Here is a 12651-nt window from a genome sequence, read left to right as displayed (position 1 = left end):
CTACCTCCCTCTCACCGTCTGGATCGCTTTCATCGCTGCCCCGGTGGCAGACTGGGCCGACTTCATCACGTCCAGAGGTTGTTTGGCACAGCCAGCGGCGAAAATTCCCTTTTCCTCCCCGCCGATGATGAACCCCTCGGAGTCAACCGGGACATCGATGGGCAGGGAAGCGCCGGCCAGGCTGGGCTGCATTCCTGTGGCCAGAACCACGAGATCGAAACGTTCGACGGACTTGCTGCCGGACACCGCGTCTTCCACGGTCACCCAGACGTCGTCGCCCGCCTTGTCCTGCTCGACGGCAGCGACTTTGCCCTTGACGGCAAAGGTCTTCTCGTCGGCCAGCACCTTCTTGGCAAAATTGTCGTACCGGCCCGGCGTGCGCAGATCGATGTAGAAGATCGTGACTTCGGCGTCCGGATACTGCTCACGGACATACTGCGCCTGCTTCAACGATGCGGCGCAGCAGATATAGGAGCAGTAGTGCAGGTGGTTTTCATCGCGAGAACCGGCGCACTGCACAAAGGCGATCTTCTTCGGCTCGCGACCGTCCGAAGGACGCACGATCTTGCCGTTGGTCGGGCCGTACGGAGAAGCCAGACGCTCCATCTGCATGTTTGAAATGCAGTTCTTGACCTGACCGGCGCCGAGGTTCGTCAACTTCGTGACGTCATACGGCTTCCAGCCCGTGGCGATGACGATGGAACCGACGTTCAGGGTGACCGTCTTTTCCTCTTCGTTCAGGTCGATGTACTCGCACTTCTTGGCCTTGGCCTTGTCGGCATCGCTCATCGCGGCCTTGTCGACGACGTAGCGCTGCGGAAAGGCGAACGGGGCGTCCATGTACACGGGCTTGCGCGTGGCAAGTCCAAATTCGAAGTCGTTCACCACGTCCGAATCGAGCGAACCGCACAGTTCGGAAAGATCGGGACTGCTGGGGCCAGCGTAGCGCGGCTTGATGCGGACGGTAACGTCATAGTTGCCGACACCGCCTTCCACCTTGGTGACTTCGGCCAAGGTGAAGAACTTCACTTTGGGGTTGTTCTTGATTCGCTGATACTGGATTTCCAGGCCGCACGACGGTGGGCACAGCTTCGGAAAATACTTGTTCAGCTGCATAACGCGTCCACCCAGAAATGGGGTCTTCTCTATGATGAAGACCTCATGACCGATCTCTGCGGCCTCAAGGGCGGCGGTGAGTCCTGCAAAACCACCACCTATGACAAGTATGCTGTTGCTAGCCATTAGATTCCTCCCAGAACACACATGTTGAAGGCCATAAAAATGAATAGAATGGCCCAAGCATGATCTATAACTACCAGAGGTTACAGATCATGCATAGACCATTCTATATCCTGATACAGAAAAAAGGCTGCGGGTTGGACCCGCAGCCTTTTGGCCCATAAACTAGTCAGGGATGATCTGGTAGTAGTGTCTCTTGAAGATCTCGGTTTCACCAGTGGCCGGGTTGAACTTGGAGTTAACAAAGCACTTCCACTTGGCATCGTCCAGACCCATGAAGTCGGCACGATAGTAGAAACCGGGGTAACGGCTTTCCTGACGGAACCGGATGTGCTGCATGTGCAGACGAACGGTCCACAGTCTGTGGTACTGTTCCCAGCAGCGGAGCAGTTCGTGCAGGTCACGGGCGGCCAGCTTCTGGGAGTCTTCTTCCAGCATGTCGAGCAGGGCGAAGCCGGTGTCGAGCAGTCTGTCGGAAGTGGTGTACAGGGTGGCAACACCGCCGCCGTATTCATCGGTGGCCTTGATCAGGCGCATCATGAAGTTGTTCGGGGTGATGTAGTTCGGGTTGACGACCGGATCGGTGGACGCGCCCTTGAACTGCTCGAAGGTGTACCAAGGCTGATAGATTTCCTTCTTCAGCTGGTCGGCGGACACGTTCAGCGTGGGGGTGAAGTCCTTGTGGTCCACGCAGTAGCGCACCATCTGCTTGCCGACGATGCGGCCTTCAGCGTGCGAACCGGAGGAGAACTTGTGACCGGAAGCGCCGACGCCGTCAGCGCAGGTGAACAGACCGTTGACCGTGGTCATGCGGTTGTAGACCTTGCCGTTGGCGGCCTTGACCTTGTATTCCTCGGGAACCCAAGGCTCGTTCGGACCGGAAACCCAGATGCCGCAGCAGCCGGAGTGGGAGCCGAGCAGGTAGGGTTCGGTGGGCATGATCTCGGAGCCGCGCTCTTCGGGCTTGATGTTCATGGCGGCCCACAGGTTGGCCTGGCCGACGCACATGTCGAGGAAGTCTTCCCAAGCTTCGGACTCAAGGTGCTTCTGCTCGGCCTTGGACAGGGTGGCGAAGGTCGTGTTCAGAGCGGTGGCGGTGTCCATGTAGATGGGGCCGCGACCTTCACGCATTTCGCGCAGCATCATGTGGTTACGCAGACAGGTCGGGATGACGTGACCCTTGGCGTAGCCGCGATCCTCGTAGGGCTTCAGCATGGCGCGGTTGGTGACGCAGTAGTCTTCACCCTTGGCGTTGGTGGCTTTGGCCTTGAACAGCAGGAACCAAGCGCCGACCGGGCCGTAACCGTCCTTGAAGCGGGCGGGGACGAAACGGTTTTCCATCATGGTCATTTCGGCGCCAACCTGAGCACACATGGTGTAGGTGGAACCGGCGTTCCATACGGGATACCAGGCGCGGCCGAGGCCTTCACCGGTGGAGCGGGGGCGGTACACGTTGACGGCGCCGCCGCAAGCCACGGACATGGCCTTGGCCTTGATGATGTACACCTTGTTTTCGCGAACGGAGAAGCCCACGGCGCCGGCGATCTGGTTGGAGACCTTGGCGTCGAGGAGCAGCTTCACGATGAACAGGCGTTCGATGTAGCGGTCGGAACCCAGGGCGTTCTTGGCGGCTTCCGCAACGATGACCTTGTAGGATTCACCGTTGATCATGATCTGCCAGCGGCCGGAACGGACAGGGGCGTCACCCTTGCGCAGGGACAGGCCTTCTTTCTTGGCCTGGGCGCCGTCCAGGTTCTTGCCGTCTTTCTTGATCCAGCAGGGCAGGCCCCACTCTTCGAACAGGTGGACGGAATCGTCGACGTGGCGGCCCAGGTCGAAGATCAGGTCTTCGCGGACCAGGCCCATGAGGTCGGTGCGGACCATGCGGACATAGTCGTCGGAGTTGTTTTCACCGATGTAGGTGTTGATGGCGGACAGACCCTGGGCAACCGCGCCGCCGCGGTCGATGGCGGCCTTGTCGACCAGCATGATCTTCACACCGAGGGGATCGCCCCAACGCACGGCTTCGAACGCCGTGCCGCAGTTACCCATACCACCGCCGACCATGAGAATGTCGGTTTCAAGCTCAACAACTTCCGGCTCAGCAAGGGCCAGGCCCTTGATCGTATCTTTAACAGGAATCTGAGGCATGTGTTCCTCCTGAAATTTCTTGCGTTACAAAGCCCAGAATTAGGCGACGGCGGACTTGAAGGTGACCTTCAGGTCGGCTTCACCAACTTCGATCTTCTTGCCAAGGGCCTCTTTCGGGGTGGCCAGGGCAGACTCGGTGAACAGCAGTTCGCTTTCCAGATCGCCGGGTTCGGGCTTGCCATCGAAAGGCTTGATGGAACCTTCAACAGTGGTACGGATGGGGAACTTGAAACGCTTCACTTCGCCGCTGCGGAACTGGACGGTCCACATGATGTCTTCAGCGCCGCGCAGCGGGATGCAGGTGCCGCCCATGGGAGCGAAGTCGGCGTAGGGGCGGGCAGTGATCGCGCCCTGGGGGCAGATCTTGACGCAGGAGTAACATTCCCAGCAAGCGGCCGGCTCCTGGTTGTAAGCCTTCATCTCAACGGGGTCCAGGATCATCAGGTCGTTAGGACAGATGTACATGCAGGCAGTCTTCTCACCGCCCTTGCATCCATCACACTTTGCTGGATCAACAAAGGTTGGCATAATTCCTCCGAATAAAGAGTTAAAAACTACTTAGCCACAGGCCCGAACAAAAATACCCAAGCGTTTCGCTTGTGAATCTTTTATCAAAGCACGTATGCCGTGTCAAGCAGCCCGACGGCATATCATGACCGTCTCAAGCCGTGCCCCACATGGCAAAACGGGAGGCTGGGATTACCCCGGCCCCCCGATGATCATCGAAACTACATCTTGGTCGCAGCAGCGTGGCTCTGCATCTTGATCTCGACCTTCTCGGTCAGAGAGGAGTAGTATTCGCGCAGGATTTCCAGGACTTCGTCGCGGCCAAAGTGGTCGGCGACGGGAGCGCCTTCGGACAGGGCCTTGCGCAGCTTGGTGCCGGACAGGACCACGCGGTCTTCCTTGCCGTGCGGGCAGGTGCGCAGGGAGGCCATGCCGTCACACTTGTAGCAGTAGAAGGTCCAGTCGATCTTCATGGGCTGGGTGACCAGGTCCTTGCCGGCGCCAAGGTTCTTGGGAATGCGGTCAAAGATTTCCTGGGCCTCGAACAGGCCGTAGAAGTCGCCGACACCGGCGTGGTCACGGCCGATCAGCATGTCGGAAACGCCGTAGTTCTGGCGGAAGGTGGCGTGCAGCAGGCCTTCGCGGGGACCGGCGTAACGCATGTCGAGCGGGTAGCCGCCCTGCACGACGTTGGCCTTCACGAAGTACTTGTCGATGAGGGTGTCGATGCACTTGATGCGCACTTCGGCCGGGATGTCGCCGGGCTTCAGGTTGCCGACCAGGGAGTGGATGAACACGCCGTCGCACACTTCAACAGCGATCTTGGCCAGGAACTCGTGGGAACGGTGCATGGGGTTGCGCAGCTGCAGAGCGGCGACCTTGCTCCAACCCTTCTCTTCGAAAGTCTTGCGGGCTTCGGCCGGGGTCATGTAGCAGCCGGGGAATCTGTCGCGGTAGTCGCCTTCGGACAGAACCTTGACCGGGCCGGCGACGTTGAACTTCTTCTGAGCCATGACCATCTGCACGCCGGGGTGATCCTTCGGGGCGATTTCCCAGAACTTGTCATCAGCGGACTCTTCGCCCTGGCCCTTGTAGACCTTTTCACATTCCCACTTCTTGTCGGCTTCGGTCATTTCGTACACTTCGGTGACCTTCATGGTCGCCATGAAAACGCCCTTCTTGGGGTCGAACAGGGCGATCTCTTCACCGACCTTCACTGCCTCGTCCATATCCAGGGTCACGGGCACGGGCCAGAAGGTGCCGTCGGCCAGCGTGAAGTTTTCACAAACGGACTTCCAATCGGCCTTGGACATGAAGCCGTTCAGCGGGCTGAACCCGCCGATGCCCATCATGATCAGGTCGCCCTTGGCGCGGGGGCTGATGTCGATCTTCTTCAGACCTTCGGCCTTCTTCTGCTCGGCAGCGAGTTCAGCGCCCTGAAGCAGACAGCAAACCAAACCTTTTCCACCATGCGGGGGTACGAGAGCCATAATGCGGATCCTCCTAAATATAGTTTGTTATTATCTTCACAAATAACAGGTCGGAGACCCCTATTTGCGTCGGCTCGGCAAACTTGTCAACCTTTTTGTGATTTTTTTATCAACCTCTCTTCAACCACCCATGAAACATGCACGGACTCTGAACAACCAAAGATTAATACTTTGATTCCAATATCTTGCGATCTTGCACGCCAACAAGCCCTTGCAATCCGTACCTTATTATTGTTAAACAACCCTATTGTTCCCTGAGTAATCAATGCGTTCATCTACCCATGAACCAGCAACACCCTAGCCCCGAAGCGAACCGAATGGCCGAAAAACACACGACCCTCTCACTCACCCAGGAATTGGCGCAGCTCGACGAACGCCTCGTATCCCTCATCGCCGCGCGCACCAGCCTGCTGTCGCGGGCGGCGGCGTCCCGCCGGGCAAAAAACCTGGGCATCACCGACCCGAATCAGGAAAAGGTCCTGTGGCAAGTCTGGAGGGATACGTCAAAGGGCGACAATCTGGAGCCCCAGATCCTCAAGAAGATCTTCCACCTGACCAACAATCTTTCCTACGCCCGCGTCGAGCGAAACGCCTCCAACGAGAAGCCCCTGTGCCTCTATCCCAGGCGCAAACCCGTCAACATCGACCTCTCGGCACCGCGCGACCAGATCCTGCGTAGCATGATGTTCTTTCTCGGCGCCACGAATCCCGCACCCCTGACGGTGGCCCCGTTCCAGGGCAACGACATATCTCTGGAACTCATCAACGCGCTGAACCTCTGCGGCTTCAACCTGACCTTCCAGAACCGCGCGTGCTCGACACAGCCGGTTTCGTCATGGTCCCTCGACAACAAGATCATTTACGCCGGCCAGAGCAAGTTCCATTTCTATCTCCTGCTCTGCCTCGCGCTGGGCAAGGTGACTCGGGCCAAGTTCACGGGCTCGACCAAACTGAAAATTCACGATGTCAGGCCGGTCCAGGACCTTCTGCCCAAGCTCGGCGCCCGGCTGACCATCGTCGAACCGCACAGCAACGGCGTGCCCGTGCGCGTGGAATCGAGCGGACAGCTGCCCGAGACCATCTTCATCCCCGAGGGCGTGTCCAGAAAGTTCATCCTCGCCCTGGCCGTGGCCGCAACCACGTTCAAATCCGGCCTGACCATCCGCCTGCACGAGTCCTACGCAGGCAGCAAGCTCCTGCGCAAGGGCATCGTCTTCCTGCAGCAGTACCTCCCGGAACTGCAGTACGAAGGGACCGCCATCATCGTTCCGCCCGCGCCGCTGAGTCTTGATCTTTCCTCCGTCGACATCCCGGTGGACCCGCTCATGAGCCTGCACCTGCTCGCTCTGCCGTTCTTCGTGGATGGCAACGTGGTGCTGCACGGCAAGTGGCCGGAGCATGCGCCGCACCTCCAGGACGTCATGGACATCCTTCATGAGTTCGGCCTGCGCATCAACATCGGCTCAGACCAGATCTCCTCGCGCATGGGCAACAGGCCCAAGCAGCTTTCCATTGATCTTACATGCTGCCAGGAGTACCTGCCCCTTGTCCTGGCCATGGCCATGGGCCTGCGCGGCAAGTGCGCCATCACCCTGGACACCTCCCGTGAAGACGTCGAGTACGCCCAGGACATGCTCGAAAACCTCGGCGCGGGCTACTCCATCGAGCCTGGGCTCCTGCAGGTCGGGCTCCCCGCCTCGCCCCAGGCGAACAGGAAATCCGGCGAGTCGCCCTGGCAGAGCCCCGGTCCCTACTGGACCCTGGCGGGCGCGCTCATCTCCTTCACCCATCCCGGGCTGTGCATGAGCAACGCCGACAACATCACCTCCGCATGGCCCTGGTTCTGGAAGATCTTCATGAATCTCCCGGACCCCCAGAACTTCATCAACCAGCCGCGCAGCGAAGAAAAGGAAGACGAAACCCGCGATGACAAGCCCAAGCGCAAGCGCATCAGAATCTCCACAGACTGAGGCCATCGAGCGGGACATCGACCGCATCCGGACGGAGCAGGCCGCCATCCAGGCCCGGGTCCAGGATCTGCTGCAGCGCGAGGACCCGGCCCAGGGCGTGACCTTTCACGAAGAGATCTTCCACCTGCAGCAGGACAAGCTGCGCATGGACACGGAGATCCAGTTCCTGCAGGTCAAGCTGCGACGTCTCACATCCACCTGGTGAACCAGACACGACAGGCTCCCGGCTTCGGCTGGGAGCCTTTTTTCAAATACCCGTCTTTCCCGTGAAGGAGCATCCATGAAACAGAACCTGACCCAGAAGATCATCGCGGCGCACCTCGTCGAAGGCGACATGACGCCCGGCAGGGAAGTGGCCATCAGGATAGACCAGACCCTGACCCAGGACGCCACCGGCACCATGGCCTACCTGCAGTGGGAGGCCATCGGCCTGCCGAGGGTCAAGACCGAGCTCTCCGTCAGTTACGTGGACCACAACACCCTGCAGATGGGCTTCCGCAACCCCGACGACCACCGCTACCTGCGCAGCGTCGCGGCCAAGTACGGCATAGTCTTCTCGCCTCCCGGCACGGGCATCTGCCACCAGCTGCATCTTGAGAACTTCGCCGTCCCGGGCAAGACCCTCATCGGCTCCGACTCCCACACCCCCACGGCCGGCGGCATCGGCAGCCTGGCCATGGGCGCCGGCGGGTTGTCCGTGGCCCTGGCCATGGCCGGCGAGCCCTACACCATCACCATGCCCAAGGTCTTCAAGATCCGCCTGGAAGGCGAACTGACCGGGCACGCCTCGGCCAAGGACGTCATCCTGCACCTGCTGGGCGTGCTGACCGTCAAGGGCGGCGTGGGCGCGGTCATGGAGTACTGCGGCCCCGGCGTGGCCAGCCTGAGCGTGCCCGAGCGCGCGACCATCACCAACATGGGCGCGGAACTGGGCGCCACGGCCTCCGTCTTCCCCAGCGACGAGCAGACCCGCGCGTTCCTGGCCCTCATGGGCCGCGAGGCGGACTTCGCGCCCCTGGCCGCCGACGACGGCGCCGAGTACGACCGCGAGATCGTCATCGACCTGAGCACCCTTGCGCCCTTGGCGGCCCGTCCACACATGCCCGACCTGGTCGTGCCCGTGGCCGAACTCGACGGCCTGACCGTGGATCAGGTGGCCATCGGCTCCTGCACCAACTCCTCCTACTCCGACCTGCAGGCCGTGGCCCAGGTCCTGCACGGCGAGCACATCGCGCCGAACACGGACCTGCTGCTCTCGCCAGGCTCCAAGCAGGTCCTCAAGATGCTCATGGCCGAAGGCCTCCTGGATAAGATCCTCGACGCCGGCGGCCGGCTCCTGGAGTGCTCCTGCGGCCCGTGCATCGGCATGGGCGGCTCGCCATCGAGCCACGGCGTCAGCGCCCGGACCTTCAACCGCAACTTCGAGGGCCGCAGCGGCACCCAGGACGGCCAAGTCTATCTGGTCAGCCCCGTGACCGCGGCCTTCTGCGCCCTGAACGGCAAGTTCACCGACCCCGCGGGCTGGACCAAGGCCGTCTCCAAGCCGTCCCTGCCGTCCTCGGCCCCGTCCATCCGGCACCTCTTCGCCTTCCCGCCCGAAGACGGCTCCGCGGTGGAAATCGTGCGCGGGCCCAACATCGTCGCCCTCTCGCCCTTCGACAGACTGCCCGACACCATGGAACTGCCGGTGCTGATCAAGGTCGGCGACAACATCACCACGGACCACATCATGCCGGCCGGCGCGGCCATCACGGCCCTGCGCTCCAACATCCCGGCCATCAGCCGCCACGTCTTCGAGCGCGTGGACAAGGACTTCGTGGCCCGCGCCGAGTCCGCCGGCCAGGGCCTCATCCTGGGCGGCGACAACTACGGCCAGGGCTCCAGCCGCGAACACGCGGCCCTGGCCCCGCGCCACCTCGGTGTGCGCATCGTCCTGGCCAAGTCCTTCGCCCGCATCCACAAGGCCAACCTGATCAACTTCGGCATCCTGCCCCTGGTCCTGGCCGACCCGGCGGACTACGACGCCCTGGCCCAGGGCGCGGTCCTGCGCTTCGACCTGACGGCCCTGGCCGCCGGGCAGCCCCTTGAGGCCACGACGGCCGAAGGCCGACGGATCGCGCTCGGCCATGATTTGACGGGTAATGAAATAGCCATTATCAAGGCGGGCGGTTTGCTCAACTTCGTCAACGACAGGCAGAAATAGGCCCGGTCGGCGATACCATTTAACCTCAGACACTCCGTCGGAGACTCCATGCTCGATATACTGCGCCAAGGCGCTCAAAGTTGGGGAATCAAGATACTCTTCGGCATCATCATCGCCGTGTTCGTCCTGGCGTTCGGCATGAACCGCATGCACAACGACAAGACCACTGTGGTGGCCACGGTCAACGACGCTCCCATTCATCTGCAGCACTTCCAGGAGCGTCTGCAGCGCAACCTGGAGATGATCAGGCGCCAGAACCCGAACGTGACGTCCGAAATGCTAGCCCAGATGGGCTTCAAGCGGCAGATCCTCGACCAGATGGTTGGCGAGGAGCTCATGCTGCAGCAGGCCGCGACCTTGGGACTGAGCGTCTCCAAGGAAGAGCTCGCCAAGCAGATCCACCTCATCCCGGCCTTCCAGAAGGACGGAAAGCTCTTCGACCCTGAAACCTACCAGAGCGTGCTGCGGGCCAACAACCTCACCCCCGGCAAATTCGAGTCCGAGTACATGCGCAGCATGCTCATGGACAAGCTCCAGGCCTACCTGGGCCTCACGGGACGCCTGGGCGAGGAGCAGGCCCGGGACTATTACGACTACGGCCGCAGCACTGCCGTGATCGCATACCTGAAGTACCCTTGGGAAAAGTACAAGGACCAGGTCAACGCCACCGAGGAAAAGATCGCCGAGCAGTACGCCGCGCGCAAGGACGCTTTCGCCGTGCCGGCCAAGGCCAGGGTCGACTACATCGTCCTGACCCCCGGCGCCCTGGCCGACACGGCCTCCGTGACGGATCAGGAAGCCCGCGCGTATTACGACCAGCACAAGGACAACTTCAAGATCGAAGAGCAGGTCCAGGCGCGCCACATCCTGGTGCGCGTCGATGAAAACGCCACTGAAGCCGATGTCGCCAAGGCCATGGACACGATCAAGAAGGCTCAGGCCGTCCTGAAGACCGGCAAGAGCTTCGAGGAAACGGCCGCCAAATACACCGAAGACCCGTCCGGAACCCAGACCGGCGGGGAGCTGGGCTGGTTCGGCCGCGGCCGGATGGTCAAGCCCTTCGAGGACGCCGCCTTCGCCCTGGACAAGGGCGCGGTCAGCGAACCGGTCCGCACCCAGTTCGGCTTCCACCTCATCAAGGTCGAGGACAAGAAGGCCGCCGGCTTCGAGGATTTCGCCAGCGTCGCCGACACGATCCGCCGCTCCATCGCCGAGGACCGCGCCACCGAGACGCTGCAGGACCGTCTGGACCAGGCGCTGGAGATGGTCCTCATCGGCGATTCCCTCGATGCCGTGGCCAAGACGCTCGGCATCGAAGTCCGCACGACCGACTCCTTCACCCGCGAACAGGGTCCCGTGGAGCTTGCGGCCCTGTCCCCGGAAAACACAGCCACCCTCTTCGACCTTGCGCTGAACGCCACGACCCAGTCCCCCGTGCCCTTTGAGGACGGATACGTGCTCGCGACCAAACGCGAACAGCTGGACGCCTCGGTGCAGCCGCTGGACGCCGTCCGCGAAAGCATCGTGGCGACCATCGTACGGGAGGAAGCCATGAAGCTGGCCAAGACCGACGCCGACGCCGACCTGGCCCTGCTCATGAAGGGCGAAGCCCCGTCCGCGGCGTCCAACGCCACGGCCATGGAGACGGAACCCTTCGGGCGCCAGGGCTCCATCCCGGGCCTGGGCGCGAACCAGATGCTTTCCGAGAAGGCGTTCATGGCCCCTGCCGGCGCCTGGATTCCCGAATCCTTCGCCTTCCCCACCGGATATGTCCTGGCCAAGCCCGTCAAGGTCGTCCCGCCCACGCCTGAGGAATGGGAGACGGAAAAAGACCTGTGGGTTTCGACCCTCAATGAACGCACCGAAGGCCAGGCCATGCAGGCCTTCATGGCGGATCTGCGCGCCAAGGCAGATGTTCGCCTGACGAACCCGGCCCTACTCGACAACTGACGCTTCCCGAACACGACATGCGCGAAGGCCCGCCTCGAATACCGAGGCGGGCCTTCGTTTTTTGAAAAGTACTCCGCGAATCAGGACTCCGCGCGCTTCAGAGCGTCACCCACTCCACCTCCGGGTCCCGGCCCCGTTCGAGTGTGAGTCTGGCCAGCCCGCCTTCCCCGCCCCTCGGCCAGAAAAGGGAGCCGGGGTTGAGGAGCCTGACTCCGTTGCCCAGCCGGCGCCAGTCGCGGGTGTGCGTGTGCCCGTAGCAGACGATGTCCGCCCCGGGGAACTGCTCGGCCACGGCCTCGCCCACGCGGGAGCGCGGTCCCCAGCCGTGGCCCATGCCCACCCGAAAGCCTTCCAGTTCGAGTTCGCGCAAGCCGGGCAGCGATCCCCGCAGCGGCGGCAGGTCGCAGTTGCCCTGCACGGCGTAGAAACGGGGATGGGAGTTGAGAAAGGCCCACGTCTCCTCGCCCACGCAGTCCCCGCAGTGCAGGAGAACGTCCGCGTCGCGGCAGAAGCGCTCGAACACGGCCGCCAGCAGCCGGTCCGGCCGTTCGAGATGGGTGTCGGAAATGACCGCGACGATCATGAGGCCCCTTTGCCTTTCATCGGTTGAATGACGAACTCGCATTCGATCCACAGCGGTTCGCCGGCTCCGCCGAGACTGCCCGAGGTGGCCTTGAGCGTTGACAGGAAGGAAAGGAGAAAGGCCTGGAACTCCTCCCCGCCGGAGATGCGGTTGAGGACGAACTCGCCGATGCTGCCGTCCGCTCGGATGTTCAGGCTGACCAGGGCGTAGCCCGGCCGCTCGGGGGACATGCTCTCCCACAGGCTCCTGATGGCGCGCTGCACCGCCCTGGCCCTGACGAGTTCCGTCTCGCTGCGCGGGCCCGAGACCCGCTTCCCGGTGTCGGGGCGGGCCTGCATGGATACGGTGATGTTCAGCGGCGCAGCGGCGGCGGGCTGGACCGAGCCGTCAGGTGGGCGTTCCCGGAAGATGCGCTGCCGGTACCAGTTGATGGCGTCGATGTTGAGTTCGAGAACGCTCGGCAATCCGTAGAGATGGCCGAAGAAAAGGTACCAGGCCGGGCCGGCGTGCAGGCAGAGGGCGAGAAGGACGCTTGTCACCGCCCACCCGAGCCGGGGC

Annotated in this window: 10 protein-coding genes; 4 read left to right on the top strand and 6 right to left on the bottom strand. The window is 62.1% G+C overall.

Annotation, left to right across the window (positions count from 1 at the left end; genetic code table 11):
- The 4 genes from G394_RS0103140 to sat form a co-directional block, all read right to left on the bottom strand.
- Positions 1–1242 (bottom strand): CoB--CoM heterodisulfide reductase iron-sulfur subunit A family protein, encoded by a 1242-nt coding sequence (locus tag G394_RS0103140; protein WP_028576413.1) that lies wholly within the window; start codon positions 1240–1242, stop codon positions 1–3.
- 162 nt (positions 1243–1404) lie between these two features.
- Entirely contained in the window at positions 1405–3390 is a 1986-nt protein-coding gene (gene aprA, locus G394_RS0103135) for an adenylyl-sulfate reductase subunit alpha (RefSeq protein WP_028576412.1), read from the bottom strand.
- A gap of 39 nt (positions 3391–3429) precedes the next feature.
- Positions 3430–3918 (bottom strand): adenylyl-sulfate reductase subunit beta, encoded by a 489-nt coding sequence (gene aprB, locus G394_RS0103130; protein ID WP_028576411.1) that lies wholly within the window; start codon positions 3916–3918, stop codon positions 3430–3432.
- A gap of 200 nt (positions 3919–4118) precedes the next feature.
- Positions 4119–5390, bottom strand: a complete 1272-nt coding sequence (sat, locus tag G394_RS0103125) for a sulfate adenylyltransferase (protein ID WP_156902391.1) — start codon at positions 5388–5390, stop codon at positions 4119–4121.
- Between the two features lie 314 nt (positions 5391–5704).
- Between sat and G394_RS0103120 the strand changes: the two genes are divergently transcribed.
- From G394_RS0103120 to G394_RS0103105, 4 genes are all read left to right on the top strand, one after another.
- Entirely contained in the window at positions 5705–7357 is a 1653-nt protein-coding gene (locus G394_RS0103120) for a chorismate mutase (protein ID WP_028576409.1), read from the top strand.
- A complete protein-coding gene (locus G394_RS0103115) occupies positions 7314–7562 on the top strand; it encodes a hypothetical protein (protein ID WP_028576408.1) in 249 nt (82 codons plus the stop codon). Before G394_RS0103120 ends, G394_RS0103115 begins: the two co-directional genes overlap by 44 nt.
- Positions 7563–7637: 75 nt before the next feature.
- The gene (locus tag G394_RS0103110; protein WP_028576407.1) at positions 7638–9560 is read left to right on the top strand and encodes an aconitate hydratase; all 1923 of its coding nucleotides are present in this window, start codon (positions 7638–7640) and stop codon (positions 9558–9560) included.
- Between the two features lie 48 nt (positions 9561–9608).
- Positions 9609–11510 carry a peptidylprolyl isomerase gene (locus tag G394_RS0103105; RefSeq protein WP_028576406.1) on the top strand — a complete coding sequence of 634 codons (1902 nt, stop codon included), beginning with the start codon at positions 9609–9611 and terminating at the stop codon, positions 11508–11510.
- A 97-nt stretch (positions 11511–11607) separates the two neighbouring features.
- On the opposite strand, the gene G394_RS0103100 is transcribed toward G394_RS0103105, so the two are convergent.
- The gene (locus G394_RS0103100; RefSeq protein ID WP_028576405.1) at positions 11608–12093 is read right to left on the bottom strand and encodes a metallophosphoesterase family protein; all 486 of its coding nucleotides are present in this window, start codon (positions 12091–12093) and stop codon (positions 11608–11610) included.
- The gene (locus G394_RS0103095) at positions 12090–12632 is read right to left on the bottom strand and encodes a hypothetical protein (RefSeq protein ID WP_043774558.1); all 543 of its coding nucleotides are present in this window, start codon (positions 12630–12632) and stop codon (positions 12090–12092) included. The genes G394_RS0103100 and G394_RS0103095 overlap by 4 nt, the downstream gene beginning before the upstream one ends.
- Between the last annotated feature and the right edge of the window lie 19 nt (positions 12633–12651).

The organism is Desulfomicrobium escambiense DSM 10707 (assembly GCF_000428825.1).
Taxonomy (GTDB): domain Bacteria; phylum Desulfobacterota; class Desulfovibrionia; order Desulfovibrionales; family Desulfomicrobiaceae; genus Desulfomicrobium; species Desulfomicrobium escambiense.
Note: the sequence above shows the minus strand (reverse complement) of the source record. Positions and strands in the feature narration are given on the sequence as shown.

Excerpts from the sequence above, each read along its gene's own strand:
- G394_RS0103140 (WP_028576413.1), bottom strand. The coding sequence starts at position 1,242 with ATGGCTAGCAACAGCATACTTGTCATAGGTGGTGGTTTTGCAGGACTC.
- aprA (WP_028576412.1), bottom strand. The coding sequence starts at position 3,390 with ATGCCTCAGATTCCTGTTAAAGATACGATCAAGGGCCTGGCCCTTGCT.
- aprB (WP_028576411.1), bottom strand. The coding sequence starts at position 3,918 with ATGCCAACCTTTGTTGATCCAGCAAAGTGTGATGGATGCAAGGGCGGT.
- G394_RS0103120 (WP_028576409.1), top strand. The coding sequence starts at position 5,705 with ATGGCCGAAAAACACACGACCCTCTCACTCACCCAGGAATTGGCGCAG.
- G394_RS0103115 (WP_028576408.1), top strand. The coding sequence starts at position 7,314 with ATGACAAGCCCAAGCGCAAGCGCATCAGAATCTCCACAGACTGAGGCC.
- G394_RS0103110 (WP_028576407.1), top strand. The coding sequence starts at position 7,638 with ATGAAACAGAACCTGACCCAGAAGATCATCGCGGCGCACCTCGTCGAA.
- G394_RS0103105 (WP_028576406.1), top strand. The coding sequence starts at position 9,609 with ATGCTCGATATACTGCGCCAAGGCGCTCAAAGTTGGGGAATCAAGATA.
- G394_RS0103100 (WP_028576405.1), bottom strand. The coding sequence starts at position 12,093 with ATGATCGTCGCGGTCATTTCCGACACCCATCTCGAACGGCCGGACCGG.